Below are 19,220 nucleotides of genomic sequence, written 5' to 3' on the forward strand. Positions count from 1 at the left end.
TTTGAGGCAAATTGTCAAAACCCAACTTGACCTGCGCCTTCGACTATCCTAATTTAAACTGTTTGATCTGGGATGTTTCTGTGTGGAGGAACGGTGGGCGGCTTTCAGGACTTGTTACAATTCATTTTTGCGGGAATCACCAACGGTGCCATCTATGCCCTGATTGCCCTGGGGTTCTGCGTGGTTCACAATACGATCGGGATTGTCAATTTCGCCCAGGTGGACTTTGTTTCCCTGGGCGGCATGTTTCTGTTCAGCGGGCTTTTCTGGAGCGGACTGCCCATGGTCGTTGCCCTGCCCCTGGCCGTGGGGGCCGTGGTCGCCGTCGGTATCGCCGTGGAGCGGCTGGGTATCCGGCCCTCACGCTCCCAGAACCATCTGGTGCTGATTTTTCTGACCATCGGCATCTCCATTGTACTGCGCGGGATCATGAAACTGGTGTGGGGCAAGAACCGCATGGCCGTACCGCCCCTGGTCGACGACATTCCCTTTCGCATTGCCGGTGCCGCCATTTTGCCCCAGGCCGTTGCGATTCTGATGATTACCGCCCTGGTAATCGTACTTCTCGTCTTTTTCTTCCACCGTACACGCCTGGGCCTGGCCATGCGCGCCGTGGCCTCCAACCAGACGGCGGCCATGGTCGTGGGGATTCCCGTGGGTCGCGTCAAGGCGGCCAGTTTCGCCCTGGCCGGCGGTTTGGGCGGACTGGCCGGCGTGCTGATCACCCCCATTACCACATTGAGTTACGATGTCGGCGTACTCCTTGGGCTGAAGGGGTTTGCCGCTGCCATTTTGGGCGGGTTCGGTTCTTTTCCGGGCGCCATCCTTGGCGGGGTGGGGCTGGGATTGCTCGAGTCCCTGTCGGCCGGCTACTGGAGCAGCGATTATAAGGACGTGGCGGCGTTTGTGGTTCTTCTCCTGGTGCTGTTCATCCGGCCAAAGGGGCTGATGGGAAAATGATGACGACCCGAGACAAACTGTTTTATTTTCTTTACCTGCACCGGACGGGGCTGACCGTGTTCGGCATTTCCCTATTGCTTCTGGTCTGGCCGCTGGTGGAACGTAACCCCTATAACCTTGGTCTTTCCAACTTGATCGCCATCTATGCCCTGGTGGTGCTGGGGCTTAACCTGTTTATCGGTTATACCGGACAGATCAGCCTGGGGCATGCCGCCTTTTTCGCCATCGGCGCCTACGGCTCGGCCATTGGAACGACCACCTTCGGGCTGCCGGTCTGGCCGGTGATGGTCGCCGTGGCCCTGGCGACCGCCCTGGTGGCCCTGGCGGTGGGCCTCCCGGCCCTGAAACTCAGCGGGCACTACCTGGCCATGGCCACCCTGGGATTCAACATCGTCGTCTACACCATCCTGGTGCAGTGGGACGTGGTTACCGGCGGCCCCAGCGGTTTTGCCGGCATCCCCTATCTTGCCATCGGCCCGCTGGTGTTTGACAATGAAGTCCGTTTTCACTACCTGGTGTGGACCTTTGCCATGCTGGCCCTGCTGCTTTGCCTCAACCTGGTGCGCAGCGGTGTGGGCCGTGGCCTGGCGGCCCTGGCCGAAGACGAGACCGCGGCAGCCGCCCTGGGGGTGGACATCCGGCGCGCCAAGATAAAGGTGTTTGTGCTCTCGGCCGTCCTGGCCGCCCTGGCCGGCAGCCTCTTCGCCCATTGCTATGCCTTCGTCAGCCCGGATTCCTTCGGTATTTTCGTTTCCGTAGATTTCGTCATCATGGTCGTGGTGGGGGGGATGGGATCCATCTGGGGAACCCTTTTCGGCACGGCCCTGATCACCCTGTTGCCCGAGTGGATCGAGAGCCTGGAGTCGTTCAAGGATATCCTTCACGGCCTGATTCTGGTGCTGATCCTGCTGTTTTTGCCCCAGGGGCTGGTAACGGGAATTGTGGACGCGATACGCACGCGCATCGCGGTGGGGCGCCACCATGCTTGAGCTGACCCGCGTGAGCAAATGGTTCGGAGGACTGCCGGCCCTGCAGGCGGTTTCTTTCCGCCTCGACCCGGGCCGCGTGACCGCCCTGATCGGTCCCAACGGTGCCGGCAAGTCCACTTTGATCAACTGCGTCAGTGGGGTGGACCGGGCCGGGGAGGGCGCCATCCGGCTGGACGGGCGATCCATCGCGACCCTGCCGGCCCATCAGATTGCCGCCCTGGGCATTGCCCGCACCTTCCAGAACCTGAAGCTGTTCGACCGGCTGAGCGTGCTGGACAACGTGCTGGCCGGCTTGACTGTGACCGCCGAACGCTCCTTTATCCGCTCCATGCTGCGCCTGCCGACCCTGCGCCACCAAGAGCGCCGGTTACGCCTGCGCGGGCTGCAGGCCCTGGACGATTTCGGTCTGACCGAAAAATCCGCCTGGCCGGCAGGGGCCCTTGCTTACGGGGAGAAAAAACGCGTGGAGATGGCACGGGCCTTTGTGAGTGATCCCCGGCTGGTGCTGCTGGATGAACCGGTGGCCGGGCTGAACACCATCGAGACCGCCCGCATTGCCCGCCACATCCGGCGGCAGCGCAGTGCCGGGCACACCATGCTGCTGGTGGAACACGATATGGAACTGGTCATGGATGTGGCCGACCATGTGGTCGTGCTGGACAGCGGGCGTTGCATCGCCAGTGGCCCGCCGGCCGCCATCCGCAGCAACCCCCTGGTTCTGGAGGCCTATCTGGGCCGCATGGAGGCGACGGCCTGAAATGACGCCCTCCCCCCTTCTCGCCATCGAACAGTTGACTGCCCATTACGGCGCAGCCCAGGCGCTTTTTGGTGTTGATCTGAATGTCGTCGCCGGGGAGACCGTCGCCCTGGTGGGGGCCAACGGGGCGGGCAAGACCACCCTGTTGAAGTGCATCATGGGGCTCATGCCCGCCTCCGGGGGCCAGATGCGGCTTGACGGCCAGGTTATCCCCAAGGCGTCGCCGGCACGCATGGTACGCCAGGGGCTGGCCTTGACCCCCGAGGGCCGGGAGGTCTTTCCTCACCTCTCCGTGGCCGAAAACCTGGAACTGGGCACGGCGGCACTGAGAATCGGCCGCCGCGAAACAACCCGGCGCATGCAGTCGATCTATGACCGGTTCGTCCGTCTGGCCGAGCGCAGGGACCAGGTCGCCGGCACGCTTTCCGGAGGCGAACAGCAGATGCTGGCCATGGGCCGTGCCCTGATGGCCAAACCCAGGCTTCTGCTGCTCGATGAACCCAGCCTCGGGCTGGCCCCGCTGATCACCGACGAAATTTTTGACATTATCCATCACCTGTCGCGCTCCGGCGTGACCATTTTGCTGGTGGAGCAGAATGCCGCCAGGGCACTTTCCGCCTCTCACCGGGCCTTTTTGATGGCCGGCGGGCGGATTGTCCAGAAGGGGCGCAGCAAGTCGCTTCTGGTCGACCCTGCCCTGCGCGCCGCCTTCCTGGGCGCCGCCAGCGAAGAGAACCCCGCGGCCAGCCGGCTGGGCGCCGCCGGCCTGACCAACATCCGCTTGGAGAAACCCGATATGCACAACCAGACATTCATGCCCGATTTCGCCGATCAAGCCGCCTTGGCGGCTCACCAGCTCAAAGGATTGCAGTGGACCGTGCGCCACGCCTATGAAGGTTCGAGTTTTTACCGTCAGCGCATGGACGCGGCCGGCGTCACGCCGGATGCCATCCGCTCGCTGGACGACCTGCGGCGGCTACCCTTTACCACGGCCCAGGACCTGCGCGACGGGTATCCGTTCCCCTTGCGGGCCGTTCCCTTTGAGCAGATCGTGCGCATTCACGCCAGTTCCGGCACCACCGGCAAACGCAAGATCCTTGGCTACACGCAAAAGGATTTGGACGACTGGATTCATTTTTTTGCCCGCTGTTACGAAATGGCCGGCGTCACGCCCCTGGACCGGGTGCAGGTCGCCGTGGGCTACGGTATCTGGACGGCCGGCATGGGCTTCCAGCTGGGCTGCGAGAAATTGGGCGCTATGGCCGTACCGGTGGGGCCTGGTAATGTGGACATGCACCTGCAGTTCATGGAGGACGTGCGCTCGACGGTTTTCTGCTGCACCGCCTCCATGGCCCTGCTCATGGCCGAGGAGATCCACCGTCGCGGCATCGCCGACCGGATCCATATCCGCAAGATCATTTACGGCTCCGAGCGCAGTTCCCGCTCCATGCGCCGTAAAATTTCCGAACTTTTCGGCGGGGCCGAACTTTTCGACATCACCGGGCTGACCGAACTCTACGGCCCCGGTGCCGGCATCGAATGCCCGGACCACGACTGCATCCACTACTGGGGCGACTACTATATTCTGGAGATCATCGATCCGGAGACCATGCAGCCGGTCCCCGACGGCGAGTGGGGTGAGATGGTGGTGACCACCCTCAGTAAGGAGGCGGCTCCGCTGATCCGCTACCGCACCCGGGACATCACCCGCATCATTCCCGGCCCGTGCACCTGCGGCTCGATCCTGCCCCGCCACTCGCGCATTAAGGGCCGCAGTGACGATACGATCAAATTCAGAGGGGTGAACATCTACCCCTCGACCATCGATACGATTCTTTCGGCCATCCCGGGACTGGGCTCGGAATACCAGATGCATTTGACCCGCGACGGTGATTCGGGAAAGGATTTCATGCGTCTGGTGATCGAGCGGGGGCAGGGGGTGGATGCCGGCCGCAGTGCCGAACTGATCCATGAAATCGGCTACCAGGTCAAGAAACAGCTGCTGGTCAGTGTCGATGCGGAACTAACCGATTACGGCACGCTGCCACGCACCGAGCGCAAGAGCCAACGGGTATTCGATACGCGGATTACGGATGAAATCGTATAGGTTTTTTGGTCAACAACGGCATGAAACAGGAGAAGGAGGAGAAACGATGAGAGGAATCGGGAAACTGACGGCGGCGGTAGCCGTCGCATTGATGCTGATGGCCGGGGGCAGTGCTGATGCAAAAGAGACGATCAAGATCGGTGCGTTTTTCGACGTGTCCGGACCGGCGGCGGTGATCGGCACGCCCACCAAGCTGGTGGCCGACATGGTGGTCGATAAAATCAACGCTGCCGGGGGGGTAAACGGCAAACCCATCGAACTGATCGTCGGCGACACCGAGGGCGATCCGGCCAAGGCGGTCAACATCGCCAAGAAGTTTATCTACAAGGACAAGGTCGCCGCCATTATCGGACCCACCCGCACCGGCACCGGCATGGCCGTCAAGAAGATCATTCATGCCGGCAAGGTACCGGCGTTTATGACCGTGGGCGGCGACCCGGTGATCATGGGCGGCGAAAAACTGGGCCCATTTGACTGGGTCTTCAAATCTCCCCAGCGGTCCTCGGTGGCAGCCAAGCGGCTGTTTATGTACCTGAAGGAGAAGGGCCTGACCAAAATCGCCCTTTTGACCGCATCCGACGGATTCGGCAAGGACGGTTCCCGGTGGCTGGACAAACTGGCGCCCGAGTTCGGTATCGAGATTGCTGCCAAGGAAGGCTTCAATCCCAAGGACACCGACATGACCACCCAACTGACCAACGCCAAGAACGCCGCCCCCCAGGCAATTGTGGTCTGGACCATCGGTCCGGCCGGTGCCATCGTTTCCAAAAACCGCGCCCAGCTAGGTATCGACATCCCGCTCTTCCAGTGTCACGGCCAGCCGGATCCGACCTATATCAAACTGGCCGGCAGTGCCTCGGAAGGCGACCGCATGCCGGCCACCAAGCTGATGGTGGCCGATGAACTGCCTGACAGCGATGTGCAGAAACCGGTCATCCAGGAGTTCGTGCGACTCTACACCGAGCAGTACCATTACGACAAACAGTTCCCCATCAACACCCATTCCGGCTATGCCTGGGATGCCATCATGATCGTGGCCGAGGCCATGAAAAAGGCCGGCAGCGATGCCGAAGCCCTGCGCCGTGCCATCGAGCAGACAAACGGTTATGTGGGCGTCTCCGGCGTCTACACCCTTACGCCGGAAGATCACAACGGCCTGGATGTGGATTCCATGGTGATCGTTGCGGTCAAGGACGGAAAGTTTGTCATGGCCCCATAGCCGCTTTTCCAAAGGCGGAGCAATACATCCGACGCCGGTTCCAGTGCCTGGACCTTGTCCATCCGCCGGACGGAAACCCGGCGTCGGTTGTCGTTTTCATCCGGCACCGACGAACTTGGGTTCCATTTGACTTTTCAATAAGAAGACGGCACTATAACAGACAACCGACAACCCATTTACAGGTCAACGCCATGGACAAACGAAATTCGCCCCTAACCAGCAAAACACTTACCCCCCGCCTGATCAGGAAAGGGGATGCGCCGCCCTGCCTGAAGAAAGGCCCCCAGTGTCGCGGCTGCTTTGGCTGGCAGAATATGATCCACGCTGCCGAAACCAACCCGTCATGGCGCAAATATCCCCTGTGCTGCGAGATCACGGGGTTGACCATCGTCTACTAGATAGCTCCTTGCGCAACCAACATCTTTGCAAGATATTTGCTGACGAAATACCGCCCATCAATTCACCTGTTTCCGATTATGACACCCGTTGGGGGTTTTGCTGAAGTCTCTTCTCGAAGCGCTCCACGAGAAGCCCGCAGGTCAGGCAGACGATGAAGTAGATGACCAGGATGGTAAGCCAGACCTCGAATGTGAGAAATGTGGCCGCCATCAGCTCGGTCCCCTGAAAGGTGAGTTCCTGGATGGAGATCACCGAGACGATGGCCGAATCCTTGATCGTGGAGATGAACTGCCCGGCCAGGGGAGGCAGTATCCGTCGAAAGGCCTGGGGAAGGATGATGTAACGGAGCTGCTGGCCGCGGCTGAATCCCAGGCCGGCGGAAGCCTCCCACTGGCCCCTGTCGATGGACTGGATGCCGGCGCGGATGATTTCGGTGATGTACGCGCCCTCGTAGATGGCCAGGGCCAGTACCCCGGAAACAAAGGCCGGTGCCCGCGATGGCTCGCCGGCGACAAAGCGCAGGAGGCCGCTTGCGGCGGTGTTTTCGCCCATGGTCGCCGGACCGATGCCCACGGCCGGCAGGATTCGGTCGCCGATAAAGTAGTAGAAGATGAAGATCCACACCAGCACCGGAATGTTGCGGATCAGGGCCACGTATCCGCTGCCGATCATGCGCCGGTAGAGGCTGCAGCTGGTGCGGAAAAGACCCATGACCACCCCCATGATCAGGGCCAGTGCGGTCGCCCAAAAGCTCAGCCGCAGGGTGACCAGCAGCCCCTGGAAGATCAACCCGGGCACCCATTGGTCGCTGGTTTTATCGAATCGCAGCAGATATTGGGGAATGGCCTGCCAGTTCCAGTGGTAGTCGGCGGTAACCAGCGCCTGGTAGAGCAGCCAGGCCCCCACGGCTCCGATTCCCAACAGCAGGATCAGGTCCGTGGGGGTGGCCTTTATGGGCTTGTCGATCACTGGAGCTGGGATTCCCAATCCCTGGTTTCAAACCAGTAGGCCTTGCGTTCCTTCAACCAGCCTTCGGCCGTCACGTAGCCGATCCAGTTGTTGAAATAGTTGAGCGTGTCCACATCGCCCTTGCGTACGGCGAAACCGATGGGTTCCCGGGTGAAAGTCCCCTGGAGGGGCAGAAACAGTTTGTCCGGGTTCTTGATCGCCTGGAAGGCCGGTGTCGGGGCCGAACCGACCACGGCATGGACGCGGCCGTTAAGCACCTCCTGGTAGGCCTGGGCTTCATCGTCAAACATGCGGATTTCCGCCTTGGGCAGGTACTTCTTGGTGGCTGTGACCGCCGTGGAGCCCAGCCTCGCGGCGATGATGATGCCGGGTTGGTTGAATGCCTCGAGTCCCATCATGCCGTCGGCCATTTTTTTGCTGGCCACCATGGACATGCCCGTGAAGTCGTACGGGTCGGTAAAATTGACCTTGAGGTTGCGGCTGGGCAGGATGCCCATGCCGCCGATAATCACATCGAATTTGCCGGTAAGCAGCGCCGGGATGATGCCCGACCACTTGGTGGGGACGAACTCCACCTTGACGCCCATGTCCTTGGCCAGCCGGGTGGCCACGTCGATCTCGAAACCGATCAGCTTGCCGGTTTTGTCCTTCATGGCCCAGGGGACGAAGGTGGACATGCCCACCCGCAGCACCCCACTTTGAATCACCTGCTCGACGACGCTATCCTGGGTGTCGGCGGCCAGGGCCCCGGGCGCACCGGCAATGGAGAAGACCAGGGCCGATAAAAATATGATGCGGAACAAACGGGTTGCGATTTTCATGTACAGGCTCCTTTCCTGAAATATAATGGTTGAAACAGTCGATTGCCTGCCATCCCAATCTTTCTTCATGGCTCAGGTGGCCATGGCCAGCCGCTTCTCCATCATCCGGGTGATCAGGGAGAGGGATAGGGTCAGCATCAGGTAGATGGCGGCGATGGTAAACCACAGCTCGAACACCAGATAGGTTTCGGCGATAATTTCCTGCCCTTTCATGGTCAGGTCGTAGATGGCGATGGTACTTACCAGGGCCGAATCCTTGATCAGGGAGACCGCCTGGCTGACCAGTGGTGGCGTCATGTGACGCAGGGCCTGGGGCAGGACCACATGGCGGTAGATGCGGTACCGGCCGAGTCCGATGCTTTCGGCAGCCTCCCACTGCCCCCGGGGCACGGCCAGAATGCCGGCGCGAATGATTTCCGAGGCATAGGCGCCCTCGAAGAGGCTCAGAGCCAATACGGCCGAGGCAAACCGGCTCAACCCGACCAGGGGTGAAAAAACAAAATAGATGAAGAACAGTTGTACCAGAAGCGGGGTGTTGCGGATCAGTTCCAGGTAGGCCCTTGCCACGACCCGGGCGGTAAACGATCCGGAGAGGCGGCAGATCGCCGTCACCAGACCGATCAGGCTGGAGAGGAGCAGCGATACACCGGACACCTGAAGGGTAACCATCAGCCCCCGGAGCAGGGGGCCGGCCACAAGATGGCCTTCCGACACGCTGTACAGATACCGCGGCACCCGGTACCACTGCCAGTTGTAGCCCAACTCCGCCCCCCCGGCAAAAACCAGCCCGGCCAGCAGACCGGCGGTCACCACGACCTTCAGCCAATCAATAATATGCCTTTTTGTGTCGGCAGGCGCACTACCGCCGGATATCAGGGGATCACACGTGTTCATGAAAAAAGGTTCGCCTCAATGCTGTGGAACGGCCGAATCCGCCCTGGCGCTGCCGCAAGGTGGAAATGAAAACCCCGATCTGATTTCCAGTAAAGATGGGCCATTTTTAAAAAATTGCAAGTTTTTGCCGGGGAGGGCATCGCTTATCCCTGGCCGAACAGGGTGCCTTGATGATGGTGTTTCATGTATTATTATGTAAATGATACATGAACGTATCGAAATAATGAATCCGGACACCCGGCGTGGGTTGCGCACGTTGACCGGCAGACGTTGATGGGGAATGGGAACGCCATGCTGGATTAATTGCAACCAATTGAAAAATAGTTGATTTTTTCCAGTTCAAACGGATGGTGACCGGCAGACCGAAAAATGGCATGCATCTGGCTATGAGTAAGGGCAGCCGGACATTTCGGATAACCATCCGTTTACCCGGCCCGATGCCGGAGAACCAAAACCATCTGGAGCCGTACAATGATGAATATCGATGAAATCAAAGGCAACAGGGACCTGGTCAATTCCATTGACTGGGACATGACCCCGGAAGAGGCGGTTCGACTCTATCTCGAGTGGGGGAACAACTGGGCCCGGGGAAATTACGTGATCCGATCAAAGGATGATGTGTCTCACTATTTCGTGATCAATACGTGGAAAGACGAACCGGTCATCTATTTTATCCGCCGCAACAGTGACGAGGCCGTGGAACTCGCCAAAATCGATCTGCCGTCCGATCTGAAAAAACAATATCTTCACCGTCAGGGGCGGCATAAGGGGGTGTGGGCCCTTGATCGTGAGGTCAAGCAGTGGCTGAAAAAGAAACTTAATGCAAATTGACGGATTCGTAAAAAGCCCGATATCGGCGCCTGCGCGTATCCTTCGTCACTGCGGAGTACGCTTCTCTCCTCCCATACAGCCGGGCCATTTCGACCAATTGTCGGAATGGCCCGGTTTTTATTTGAGACGTCTTTTTTCTGAAGCCGCGGTTAGTCAAAGGCCTTACCCGGTTTCACGCCCACGCTTTTCAGAATTTTTGCCAGCGGACAGAATCCGGTAAAGCTGGCCTGAAGAATGTTGGCGCCCACAAAGGCGGTAAACCATAACCAATAGATACTGTGAATTTGAGACAGCAGCAGGGAGATCAGAATCATGCACCCTGCAAAAGCAAGAACAACGCGGTCAATATTCATAGCAAACCTCCTCTGGTTGATTATTTCTTTTTTCTATAGAGATGATTGCCGTCGAGGTGTTACATCTTTTTGGGGCGCCGGTCACTATTTCAAGAAAAGCCACGCCTGAAAAAACCAATGGCATATGGGTTTCTTTTTTAGTATGTTAATACCCACAGGCGATGGCCTGAGGTTTGCTTTCCGCACATGAAGGGAACAAGGGGTACGGAAACGTTATGTCCGCCGTACTCCGCCCGCTGATTTGTTCTTATTTTATCGATTACCATTTTTTACATCAAGGGGGGAAAATGAATTTCAATTCTTTTGAGGAGATTCTTGATTTTGCCATCGAAAGGGAAAAACAGGCGGCCAACTTTTATCAGAAGCTGGTGGACGGTGAAACGTTTCCTGCATCCAAACAGACGCTTTCCGAATTTGTTGAAGAGGAGAAAAAACATCAGCGCCTCCTTGAGGAGTTCAAGAGTGGCAACCGTACCGTGGTGGAATATAAATATGAGTGGATTCCGGACATCAAGCGCAGCGACTACATCGTCGATATGCAATACGAATCGGGCATGGACTTTGCCGAAATTCTCAGGCTGGCCATGAAACGCGAGGAAAAGGCACTACGGCTATACAACGCCCTGGCCACCAAGACGGACAACGCCGACTGTATCAAGCTGTTCAAGCTGCTGGCCCAGGAAGAGGCCAAACATAAGCAGACGTTCGAAACCCTTTATGATGATCACATGGCCAAGCTGGGGGACTGATCCTCTCTGGACCCATTGAGCGGAAGGGATGCTCATGATTGACTTCATTGGCCAGTTCAACCCCGTGGTTCAGGCGCTGTTGGCGACATTGTTTACCTGGGGACTGACCGCTCTGGGTGCCGGTGTGGTGATTTTTACCAAACAGGTCGATCCCCGATTGATGGATGTCTCGCTGGGATTTGCCGGTGGGGTCATGATTGCCGCCAGCTTCTGGTCCCTGCTGGCACCGGCCATCACCATGGCCGAAGAGGCAGGCATGATCCCCTGGGTGCCGGCCGCCATCGGATTCGTGGGCGGGGCCCTATTCATGCGGCTGATCGATGCGCTGCTGCCCCATCTGCACCTGCGCCTGCCGACCAGTGAGGCTGAGGGACCGAAAACATCCTGGCGGCGTTCAACCCTATTGGTCTTGGCGATTACTCTGCACAATATCCCCGAAGGGCTGGCCGTGGGAGTGGCTTTCGGTGCCGTTGCCTCGGGTATCGGCACGGCGACCATCGGTGCGGCGATCGCCCTTGGCATCGGTATCGGCCTGCAGAATTTTCCCGAGGGCATGGCGGTATCATTGCCGTTGCGGCGGGAAGGGATTTCCCGCAGCAAAGCCCTGTGGTATGGCCAGTTGTCGGGGATGGTGGAACCGGTGGCCGGTGTGGTGGGGGCGGCTGCCGTCATTTATTTTTACCCCATCCTTCCTTTTGCCCTGGCGTTTGCCGCCGGCGCCATGATTTTCGTGGTCATCGAGGAGGTGATCCCCGAATCCCAGCGGGGCAACAATGGTGATATCTCCAGTATCGGCACGGTCCTGGGGTTCACCGCGATGATGATTCTGGATGTGGCCCTGGGGTGATCTTACATCAATCAGGAGAAATACCATGCTGCCTCAAATCAAAAATATCCTTTACGCCACCGATCTGTCGGAAAATGCGCGCTATGCATACAAGTACGCTGCCAGCCTGGCCCAGCAGTACGGTGCGCAGATCACCATTTTGCATGTGATCGAAAAAATCTCCACCGAAACCTTCCTGCAGATTCAAGGTTATCTGGGAGAGGACCGCTGGAAAGAGCTAGAGGAGGAGAAACAGGCCGACTTCGTGAAGAAAATCAGGGGGCGGTTGAGCAATTTCTGTGACGAGATCAGCAGCGAGATGGATGCCTGCACCTTTCAGGTGGAAAAAATTCTCGTCAAAGAGGGCATTGCCGCAGACGAAATCCTTCAGCAGGCCGAACTCAACGATGCCGACGTAATCGTCATGGGAACTCGCGGATACGGCATGTTCAAGGACGCGCTCATGGGCGGGACGGCCCGGCGGGTGGTTCGCCGAAGCACCACCCCGGTAATGGTCATCCGGCTCCCAGAAGGAGAGTAGACGCGTTATACCGGCCACTTGCTTGTTTTCGCAAAGGGGTTGGCCGTTTTAAACGGACTGGTCCCGAATCGACCGCATGCAGATGGCGGCTCCGATAATGGTCAGGGCGCAGGATACCCATAGCACCGATCCCGGGATGACTTTCAGGTAGAAACAGCTCACCACTGTGGAAATCAACGGCAGAAACATCGATAACACACCGAGAAAAACGATCTTTCCGCCTTGGGCCGCCAGGGTCCACAGGGCATACGCCATCAGCCACGGGAACAGCGACAGGTAGAGTAGTTCCATGAATGCCTGGGAAGACCAGGTCGACACCTCGTGGAAAAAGGGTTTTGCGGCCAGCAGGATGCCCCCCGATATAAGGAAGACCGGTGGGACGATCAGATGGCCGTCTGACAGATCCGACCGCTCGGTCCACTGCTTGTTCAGGACCGAGTAAAGCCCCCAGGAGATTGCCGCACCCAGGGACAGCAGATAGGGGACAGGGCTGGCGCTCATTTCCGCCAGGAAAGCCGACCAGGAGAGCGAGGCATTCTGGATGACGGCCAGATAGGCACCGGCGATGGAGATGATCAGTCCCAGTGACAGGGGGAGAATCCGGGCCCGCCTTTTAAGGATGATGACGCTGAACACCAGAATCATGGCTGACCACATATAGTTGATCAGGCCCACGCCGAGAACCTGCAGACGGTTGGCAGCCAGGCCGATGGCCAAGTACAGGGCGATGTTATAGAAAACAAAAAGCCCGCCGCAACCGAGGACATACCCACGCGGCAACCTCCGCAGGGCGTCGATTCTGTTCCGGCTGAGGGAAATGTAGGCGATCCCGATGATGCCGCCAAGGGCATACGAATAGCTGGCCGAGGTAAACGTGCCCACCTGTTCGGAGAGTGTGCGCGTTACCGCCACGGTGGTGCTCCACAAAATCAACGCCAATAGTCCAAACAGCGACCGTTGCCACTGGTCGCGTGAATCGTGTCCCATACTTATCCTTATATCATAGAGGCTCAAAATTTCCACTCATCAACCATTGAAGGAAAAAAGAATGCACGAAACATCGTCCAACAACCCGGATTTGGGATCAAAAAGTGTCGAATATAGTCGCGTGATCATGGCACATATGCTATTGCCCCAAGACGCCAACTCTGCAGGCATCGCGCATGGCGGTGTGGTCATGAAACACATTGATAATGCCGGTGGTGTGGTGGCCATCCGCCATACTCGAGGGAATTGCGTTACCGCCTCTATTGACCGGCTCGATTTTCACAACCCGGCCTTTATCGGCAACCTGCTGACCCTCAAGGCCAGTTTGAACATGGTGGGCAGCACCTCCATGGAAGTTGGGGTTAGAGTAGAAACAGAGGACCTGAGAACCGGCGAAGTTCGTCATACCGCATCGGCGTATTTAACGTTTGTAGCGCTTGACGAAAACTTCCGTCCCAGACAAGTGCCACCGCTACTATTGGAAACAGAAGAGGACAAGCGGCGCAACCGCCAGGCTCAAGACCGCCGCCGCGTTCGTTTGGCGGAGAAAACCAAGGAAAAGTCTTGCGCTAGTGATCCGGACGCTTGTTGATTCCTTCCGCCATCTATATCCAGAGGAAATCGTAAAATCTAACAACAAAAGGCCGTCCAAATTGGACGGCCTTTCAATTTTCAGGGCTGGTATCCCTTACTCATGGCTACCTGGCGGTAACGAACGCTCCTGGGCGTCAGCTGCGTTTCCGTGGAGGTTTGTGCGTTCATGCTTTTTTCCAGTACGGGTTGATGATGTCCTCGAATACCGCCAGGGCCGCTTCGGACCCGTAACCGGCTGCAGTAACGATCTGCTTGGATCCGCCGGTCACATCGCCGGCCACATAGATTCCGGGAATGTTGGTGCGGAACTCGTTGTGCTTGATATAGCCGTCCTCGGTCATCTCCAGCCCTACTTTGCGGGCCAGATCAACGGTCGGGTCGTAGCCGATGGCCAGAAAAACGCCGTCGGCCGCTTCGGTGGCGGTTTCGCCGGTGGTGTTGTCCAGCAGTTTCACGCCGGTGACACGGTTGTCACCGAGTACTTCCTTGACTTCGGTGTTGTAGCGGACGGGGATCCCGTTGTCGTTCAACTGATGGGTGAGCACCTCCTGGGCCTTGAGACGGTCACGACGATGGACCAGGGTGACGTCCACGCCCATGTTGTGCAGGTGCAGGGCCTCGGTCACGGCGCTGTTGCCTCCGCCGACCATGAAGACCCGCTTGCCCCGGAAGAGCGGCCCGTCGCAGGTGGCGCAGTAGCTCACCCCCCGGCCGGAGAACTTGGCTTCGCCGGGAACGCCCAGATTGCGGTGGGACGCACCGGTGGCCAGGAGCACGGCCTGGGTCTTGAACTTGCGGCGGGAGGTCTGCACGATATGCGGTTGTCCCGGAATGATGTCGACCACCGCTTCGCCGGGAAAAATATCCACATACTCCAGGGCGTGGGTGACCATGATGTCCACCAGGGTCTTGCCGCCCACCTGTTTCATGCCGGGATAGTTTTCCACCACCGGGGTGAGAGCCACCTGGCCGCCCAGCACGCCCTTTTCCACGACTACGGATTTGAGGCCGCTGCGGGCCGCGTAGATGCCTGCGGTCAGCCCGGCCGGACCGCCGCCGATGATTACCAACTGGCACTCCACTTCATCCGCATCGCTTTCGGGGATAAAGACCGTCTGCTGGGTCATCTTGTCCAGGGAGGAGACGAACAACTCCTCTGTCTGGGCCCCCAGGGCGATGAGCATGTCGTTGGCAAAGGCCTGGGGCACGGAGTGGGCGCCGTACTGATCGGCCAGATCCGTGTTAGCCTGGGTGTCGATGATTTCCAGGGAGACGGTATCGGGCTTGGCCACGGCCGTTTTTAGGGCGTTTAAGGCCTGCTGAGGGCAGTAAGGGCACGAGGCGCTGACGAACACCTTGACGTGACGGGGCTGATCGATCTTTTTCAGCACTTCCATGGCGGCCTCGTTGAGGTCACTTTTTCCCGTGCCGATGCGCAGGAGAACTTCAAGAAAGATGCGGCCCTCTTCTCCCAGCGGCGCACCCAGCCAGCGGATATTGTATCGATCGGGATCGAAAACCAGGGTCGGAGAATTCTCGACCCCCATCTCCTTTGCCTTGTCATGGCCAAGATCGAATTCGCGCAGGACAATTTTATCGGTCAATTGCCGAAAAAAGCGCAGCGCCTGACGAGCGGCATCGTTGAACACGTCATTCTTGCCGTCCTGGGTGAACAGGAAGATGGGGATTTCATGTTTGAGCCCACTTAATATGCGGCCAAGTTCCATCTGGACCTGCTGCATCTGGGCCTCGTTCATCTCGTTTTGCTGATTCATGGCTGAATCTCCTTATTCTCTGAAAACCAACTTGCCACCGTACCATCCGGCGGTTGCCGCTGCTCCCAGCATGATAAGATTGATCACGAAAAAGGCAACCCGGGCCGACTGCGGGGTGGTGATGACCGCCGGGTTGACCAGGAGCCAGATGAAAAGGAGCCAGGCGGTCACGGTGACGGTGAGGCCGCAGGCGATTTTTACCGAGAAGACATTGGTCATGGCGCCGCCAAAGCGGTTCTGCCAATCGACCCAACCGGAGAAGAGAACCAGCGGCATGGCCAGGGCCACCACCCCGAGGTTGAAGATCGCTGCAGTGGCCATGCCCTTGAGGTTGAAGATGGCCGCCAGGAAAATGAACAGAACCACAACCGGCAGTAACCCGTTGGGAATATGCACGCTGATGGGGTGACCGTGGTACCGCGTCATCATTTCGAACAACTGGCGGTAACGGGAATCCTTGAACGGGGATTCCGGTTCCGGCACCGTTTCGGCAGGCGCTTCGCTTTCCACTGCCGGCGCCTCGCTTTCCATTTCAGGCGCTTCTTCCGGGACGGTTTCCGCTGCGGCCGCCGGTTCGGGTGCCGATGCTTCCTCTGGCTCGCTGATATCGATGAAACGGCTTTTGGGCGCCCCGCAGACCGGGCATTTATCAGGGGGTTCATCACCGGTGTGGATGTAACCGCAGACCGTGCATTTCCATTTCTTCATTTTCGGTACGGCTCCTCGCTTTCGGGTTGAGAACGGTTATTCGGGTTTTCGTTCGTTTAAGGGGACGAAGGCGCATTCATCGGGTCCACAATAATCGCCGATATAGTCGGATTCGGGGCGGTACAGGGTGGGTTTGGCCTCGGCACCGCCGAACTGCTCCTCGATCACATGGGCGCACCAACCGGCAATGCGTGAGATGGCGAAGATCGGCGTGAACAGATCCACGGCGATTCCCATGTAGTAGTAGAGCGAGGCACTGTAAAAATCGACATTGACGAAAATATCCTTGCCCTTTCTTTGTTTGAAGGCCGCTTTGCCTTTGACCTCCAGCGCTTTGGACAGATCGTACCAGCGGGTATCGCCGGAACGCTGGCCCAGGGCCAGGGACATGGGGGCCAGGATGTGGGCCCGGGGATCGTCCACCTGATAGACGGCATGGCCCAGGCCCATGATCACGCCGCCGGTATCGAGAATGTTGGCGATATAATCATCCACCTTGTCCACATCGCCGATAGCGAGCAGCATCTGCATCACCCGTGTGTTGGCCCCGCCGTGCAGGGGGCCGGAGAGGGATCCGACGCCGGCGGCCACCGCTGCATACATGTGGGCTTTGGTGGAGGCCACCTCGCGGGCGGCAAAGGTGGACGCGTTGAAGGAGTGCTCGGCATGCAATACCAAGGCGGCATCCATGAAGCCGGTCAGTTCGTCGTCGGGGGCTTCACCGCTGAGCATGTGGAGAAGGTTGGCCGCCTGGCTGAGCGCGGGATCGGGATCAATGGGCGCCTTGCCGTTGCGGATGCGATCCCAGGCCGCGACGATGGTGGGGAATTTGGCAATCAGGCGGATGGCCATCCGGCCGGCACTGTCGATGTCGAAGTTGCGGATATCAGGGTCGTAATTGGCCAGCATGGGGACAGTTGCCTGAAGGACGTCCATGGGAAGTGCATCTTTGGGCATCCCCTGCATGGCCGTGAGAATTGCAGCCGGTATGGCCCGTTGATCGGCGATCTGCCGGCGGATGGCGGCCAGTTCGCCCTGATCGGGCAAACGTTCGAACAGCAGCAGATGGACCACCTCTTCGAAGGTCGCTTTTCCGGCCAGATCCTTGACCAGGTAGCCCCGGTAGATCAGTTTCCCCTTGGCACCATCGACATCACTGACCTTGGTGCTGGCAATGGTGACCCCCCTTAAGCCGGTGTTGAGAACGGGTTTGCATGCTTCCATAGACTACCTCGTTTAAGTTCTGGATTGAAAAAATCGTTTTGGATGGTTGGCACAGATGTTTTTGTATTTGGAATACAAATTACATGCCACGAATTATGCCGGCCAAGGGTGCCGCTTATTTCAGGGCATGGTTGAACCGCTTATTCAAAAAACCGGGCGGTCAGCCGAATCCGATCGATCAACAAAAAACCGTTGTGGTAAGAACGCATAAACGGACCATGCCATCACGAATGGTTTTGTCGATAGCGGCTCCTCCGAGTCAGGCTACGGGGAGGGGATATCCATTTTGAATAATGGTATTCTTTTTCGTCTCATCTGTTTCGTGAGACATAAATGTATCGCAAAACAAACGGCAGGCAGGAATGAAATTAGGGTTCCGGTCAGCTTGCAGCCTGCTGTTGCTCGTGTTTCCGTGAGCATTCCGGGCACAGCCCGGTGAATTCCAGGTTGTGGCCGATGATTTCAAACACCGTTGTGCCGTAAAGATCGTCTTCGAGTTCGTTCATCGGAGCAATGGGGGCATCATCGACCCGGCCGCAGCCAATGCAGCGAATATGGTAGTGTTTTTTGGCATTTCCATCGTAGCGTTTCATGGCTCCGGAAAGTTCCAGACGCTGAATTTCGCCCAGTTCGCAGAGAACGTCGAGGTTTCGATAAACCGTACCCAGGCTGATGCGCGGCAGGCGCTTGCGCACGCGTTCATAAATTTCATCGGCGGCAGGATGATTGTTGTAACGGCGAATCTCTTCCAGAATCACCCGTCGCTGTCGGGTCATGCGTGTTTTTTTGTCGATTTTCACGCCAACGTTCTCCAATCGGTTGGGTCTGCCCTTTTCCTAAGCTGAAATCGAGCCCATGTCAAGAGGGAGCGGGGCACCACGCAGGGTGACCGCATTTGGATTGATTTTTGTTTTTTCGCGGGCATGGCCCGCTCCTACGCGTGCCAATCGTTTGGTTCGACACCGTTTTTTGTAGGAGCTGGCCATGCCTGCGACCGGATTTTTCTAATCCGGGCTCTAAATGCGGTTACCCTGGGGCACCACGGATAACCGCATTTGGATGTATTCTTGTTGGTGGCGTGATCGCAAACCCGTCGCCCTGATTCAATCAATGCCAAATGGTAAAATCCAAATGTCAATTGAAGGATCGGATCGATTATGAATGGATAGCATACCACCATTTGGCATTTTTCATTGGATATTTGACATTCTTAACCCGTCGCTACCGGGTAAAAAGAGCAACAAAGAGTTATATGCGGTTACCCTGGGTTACCGATTGCCGCTGCCTGCCTACCCGGATGGCGTAGGCCGAATGATTCACGGCTTGCAGAACCTAAAAAAACATGGCAACATGCCTTTTAATTGTTATTTGATATTCCGAGCACCACGCCCAAGCATTTGAAACCCGATCCATATAAAATCCGTTGCGCTGCCGGCCCGGTATGCGTTTTGCTTAAATTCTGGTGCCCATCACCACACGACAAACTTGATGTTGTTCGGGTCACGGCCGGCCAGTGC

21 protein-coding genes are annotated in these 19,220 nt (G+C 57.9%); 12 read left to right on the forward strand and 9 right to left on the reverse strand.

Annotation, left to right across the window (positions count from 1 at the left end; translation table 11 throughout):
• Positions 1–93: 93 nt before the first annotated feature.
• The 6 genes from GN112_RS17020 (at position 94) to GN112_RS17045 (ending at position 6,430) form a co-directional block, all read left to right on the forward strand.
• On the forward strand, positions 94–960 hold the full coding sequence (locus tag GN112_RS17020) for a branched-chain amino acid ABC transporter permease (RefSeq protein WP_197743340.1): 867 nt from the start codon (positions 94–96) through the stop codon (positions 958–960).
• Complete coding sequence (locus GN112_RS17025) at positions 957–1,949, forward strand: branched-chain amino acid ABC transporter permease (protein WP_197743341.1); 993 nt, start codon at positions 957–959, stop codon at positions 1,947–1,949. Before GN112_RS17020 ends, GN112_RS17025 begins: the two co-directional genes overlap by 4 nt.
• Positions 1,942–2,706, forward strand: a complete 765-nt coding sequence (locus GN112_RS17030) for an ABC transporter ATP-binding protein (protein ID WP_155311313.1) — start codon at positions 1,942–1,944, stop codon at positions 2,704–2,706. Before GN112_RS17025 ends, GN112_RS17030 begins: the two co-directional genes overlap by 8 nt.
• 1 nt (position 2,707) lies before the next feature.
• The gene (locus GN112_RS35310) at positions 2,708–4,813 is read left to right on the forward strand and encodes an ATP-binding cassette domain-containing protein (RefSeq protein ID WP_155311314.1); all 2,106 of its coding nucleotides are present in this window, start codon (positions 2,708–2,710) and stop codon (positions 4,811–4,813) included.
• Between the two features lie 46 nt (positions 4,814–4,859).
• Entirely contained in the window at positions 4,860–6,032 is a 1,173-nt protein-coding gene (locus GN112_RS17040; protein WP_155311315.1) for an ABC transporter substrate-binding protein, read from the forward strand.
• A gap of 191 nt (positions 6,033–6,223) precedes the next feature.
• Positions 6,224–6,430, forward strand: coding sequence for a hypothetical protein (locus GN112_RS17045; protein ID WP_155311316.1), 207 nt, complete (start codon positions 6,224–6,226; stop codon positions 6,428–6,430).
• Between the two features lie 76 nt (positions 6,431–6,506).
• On the opposite strand, the gene GN112_RS17050 is transcribed toward GN112_RS17045, so the two are convergent.
• From GN112_RS17050 to GN112_RS17060, 3 genes are all read right to left on the reverse strand, one after another.
• Positions 6,507–7,400 (reverse strand): amino acid ABC transporter permease, encoded by an 894-nt coding sequence (locus GN112_RS17050; protein WP_155311317.1) that lies wholly within the window; start codon positions 7,398–7,400, stop codon positions 6,507–6,509.
• Entirely contained in the window at positions 7,397–8,221 is an 825-nt protein-coding gene (locus tag GN112_RS17055; protein WP_155311318.1) for a transporter substrate-binding domain-containing protein, read from the reverse strand. Before GN112_RS17055 ends, GN112_RS17050 begins: the two co-directional genes overlap by 4 nt.
• Positions 8,222–8,293: 72 nt before the next feature.
• Positions 8,294–9,115, reverse strand: coding sequence for an amino acid ABC transporter permease (locus GN112_RS17060; protein WP_155311319.1), 822 nt, complete (start codon positions 9,113–9,115; stop codon positions 8,294–8,296).
• Here GN112_RS17060 and GN112_RS17065 point away from each other — a divergent pair.
• Both GN112_RS17065 and GN112_RS17070 read left to right on the forward strand, forming a co-directional pair.
• The gene (locus GN112_RS17065) at positions 9,114–9,314 is read left to right on the forward strand and encodes a hypothetical protein (protein ID WP_155311320.1); all 201 of its coding nucleotides are present in this window, start codon (positions 9,114–9,116) and stop codon (positions 9,312–9,314) included. The genes GN112_RS17060 and GN112_RS17065 overlap by 2 nt on opposite strands.
• Before the next feature lie 272 nt (positions 9,315–9,586).
• Positions 9,587–9,946: a DVU0772 family protein gene (locus GN112_RS17070; protein ID WP_155311321.1), complete on the forward strand. Its 360-nt coding sequence runs from the start codon at positions 9,587–9,589 to the stop codon at positions 9,944–9,946.
• A gap of 149 nt (positions 9,947–10,095) precedes the next feature.
• On the opposite strand, the gene GN112_RS17075 is transcribed toward GN112_RS17070, so the two are convergent.
• Positions 10,096–10,299: a YgaP family membrane protein gene (locus GN112_RS17075; protein WP_155311322.1), complete on the reverse strand. Its 204-nt coding sequence runs from the start codon at positions 10,297–10,299 to the stop codon at positions 10,096–10,098.
• A 287-nt stretch (positions 10,300–10,586) separates the two neighbouring features.
• On the opposite strand from GN112_RS17075, the gene GN112_RS17080 reads away from it, so the two are divergent.
• The 3 genes from GN112_RS17080 to GN112_RS17090 are packed head-to-tail and all read left to right on the forward strand — an operon-like array spanning position 10,587 to position 12,415.
• Positions 10,587–11,048, forward strand: a complete 462-nt coding sequence (locus GN112_RS17080; RefSeq protein WP_155311323.1) for a ferritin-like domain-containing protein — start codon at positions 10,587–10,589, stop codon at positions 11,046–11,048.
• Positions 11,049–11,082: 34 nt separating this feature from the next.
• Positions 11,083–11,895, forward strand: coding sequence for a ZIP family metal transporter (locus GN112_RS17085; RefSeq protein ID WP_155311324.1), 813 nt, complete (start codon positions 11,083–11,085; stop codon positions 11,893–11,895).
• 25 nt (positions 11,896–11,920) lie between these two features.
• A complete protein-coding gene (locus tag GN112_RS17090; RefSeq protein WP_162458977.1) occupies positions 11,921–12,415 on the forward strand; it encodes a universal stress protein in 495 nt (164 codons plus the stop codon).
• 48 nt (positions 12,416–12,463) lie between these two features.
• Here GN112_RS17090 and GN112_RS17095 read toward each other — a convergent pair whose 3' ends face one another.
• Positions 12,464–13,402 carry an EamA family transporter gene (locus GN112_RS17095; protein WP_155311326.1) on the reverse strand — a complete coding sequence of 313 codons (939 nt, stop codon included), beginning with the start codon at positions 13,400–13,402 and terminating at the stop codon, positions 12,464–12,466.
• 61 nt (positions 13,403–13,463) lie between these two features.
• Between GN112_RS17095 and GN112_RS17100 the strand changes: the two genes are divergently transcribed.
• The gene (locus GN112_RS17100) at positions 13,464–13,994 is read left to right on the forward strand and encodes an acyl-CoA thioesterase (RefSeq protein ID WP_155311327.1); all 531 of its coding nucleotides are present in this window, start codon (positions 13,464–13,466) and stop codon (positions 13,992–13,994) included.
• A gap of 166 nt (positions 13,995–14,160) precedes the next feature.
• On the opposite strand, the gene GN112_RS17105 is transcribed toward GN112_RS17100, so the two are convergent.
• The 4 genes from GN112_RS17105 to GN112_RS17120 all read right to left on the reverse strand — a co-directional run bounded on the left by GN112_RS17105 (position 14,161) and on the right by GN112_RS17120 (position 18,503).
• Positions 14,161–15,771, reverse strand: a complete 1,611-nt coding sequence (locus tag GN112_RS17105; RefSeq protein WP_155311328.1) for an FAD-dependent oxidoreductase — start codon at positions 15,769–15,771, stop codon at positions 14,161–14,163.
• A gap of 12 nt (positions 15,772–15,783) precedes the next feature.
• On the reverse strand, positions 15,784–16,479 hold the full coding sequence (locus GN112_RS17110; protein WP_155311329.1) for a rubredoxin-like domain-containing protein: 696 nt from the start codon (positions 16,477–16,479) through the stop codon (positions 15,784–15,786).
• A 36-nt stretch (positions 16,480–16,515) separates the two neighbouring features.
• Positions 16,516–17,703, reverse strand: coding sequence for a citrate/2-methylcitrate synthase (locus tag GN112_RS17115; protein ID WP_155311330.1), 1,188 nt, complete (start codon positions 17,701–17,703; stop codon positions 16,516–16,518).
• 380 nt (positions 17,704–18,083) lie between these two features.
• Positions 18,084–18,503 (reverse strand): Fur family transcriptional regulator, encoded by a 420-nt coding sequence (locus GN112_RS17120; RefSeq protein ID WP_231714208.1) that lies wholly within the window; start codon positions 18,501–18,503, stop codon positions 18,084–18,086.
• Positions 18,504–19,220 lie beyond the last annotated feature (717 nt).

The sequence above is a fragment of the Desulfosarcina ovata subsp. ovata genome (assembly GCF_009689005.1).
Lineage (GTDB): Bacteria > Desulfobacterota > Desulfobacteria > Desulfobacterales > Desulfosarcinaceae > Desulfosarcina > Desulfosarcina ovata.

Coding starts and splice junctions, on each gene's coding strand:
- GN112_RS17115 (WP_155311330.1), bottom strand. CDS start 17,703: ATGGAAGCATGCAAACCCGTTCTCAACACCGGCTTAAGGGGGGTCACC.
- GN112_RS17060 (WP_155311319.1), bottom strand. CDS start 9,115: ATGAACACGTGTGATCCCCTGATATCCGGCGGTAGTGCGCCTGCCGAC.
- GN112_RS17105 (WP_155311328.1), bottom strand. CDS start 15,771: ATGAATCAGCAAAACGAGATGAACGAGGCCCAGATGCAGCAGGTCCAG.
- GN112_RS17045 (WP_155311316.1), top strand. CDS start 6,224: ATGGACAAACGAAATTCGCCCCTAACCAGCAAAACACTTACCCCCCGC.
- GN112_RS17095 (WP_155311326.1), bottom strand. CDS start 13,402: ATGGGACACGATTCACGCGACCAGTGGCAACGGTCGCTGTTTGGACTA.
- GN112_RS17075 (WP_155311322.1), bottom strand. CDS start 10,299: ATGAATATTGACCGCGTTGTTCTTGCTTTTGCAGGGTGCATGATTCTG.
- GN112_RS17110 (WP_155311329.1), bottom strand. CDS start 16,479: ATGAAGAAATGGAAATGCACGGTCTGCGGTTACATCCACACCGGTGAT.
- GN112_RS17065 (WP_155311320.1), top strand. CDS start 9,114: ATGAAAAAAGGTTCGCCTCAATGCTGTGGAACGGCCGAATCCGCCCTG.
- GN112_RS35310 (WP_155311314.1), top strand. CDS start 2,708: ATGACGCCCTCCCCCCTTCTCGCCATCGAACAGTTGACTGCCCATTAC.
- GN112_RS17030 (WP_155311313.1), top strand. CDS start 1,942: ATGCTTGAGCTGACCCGCGTGAGCAAATGGTTCGGAGGACTGCCGGCC.
- GN112_RS17100 (WP_155311327.1), top strand. CDS start 13,464: ATGCACGAAACATCGTCCAACAACCCGGATTTGGGATCAAAAAGTGTC.
- GN112_RS17070 (WP_155311321.1), top strand. CDS start 9,587: ATGATGAATATCGATGAAATCAAAGGCAACAGGGACCTGGTCAATTCC.
- GN112_RS17040 (WP_155311315.1), top strand. CDS start 4,860: ATGAGAGGAATCGGGAAACTGACGGCGGCGGTAGCCGTCGCATTGATG.
- GN112_RS17090 (WP_162458977.1), top strand. CDS start 11,921: ATGCTGCCTCAAATCAAAAATATCCTTTACGCCACCGATCTGTCGGAA.
- GN112_RS17080 (WP_155311323.1), top strand. CDS start 10,587: ATGAATTTCAATTCTTTTGAGGAGATTCTTGATTTTGCCATCGAAAGG.
- GN112_RS17085 (WP_155311324.1), top strand. CDS start 11,083: ATGATTGACTTCATTGGCCAGTTCAACCCCGTGGTTCAGGCGCTGTTG.
- GN112_RS17055 (WP_155311318.1), bottom strand. CDS start 8,221: ATGAAAATCGCAACCCGTTTGTTCCGCATCATATTTTTATCGGCCCTG.
- GN112_RS17025 (WP_197743341.1), top strand. CDS start 957: ATGATGACGACCCGAGACAAACTGTTTTATTTTCTTTACCTGCACCGG.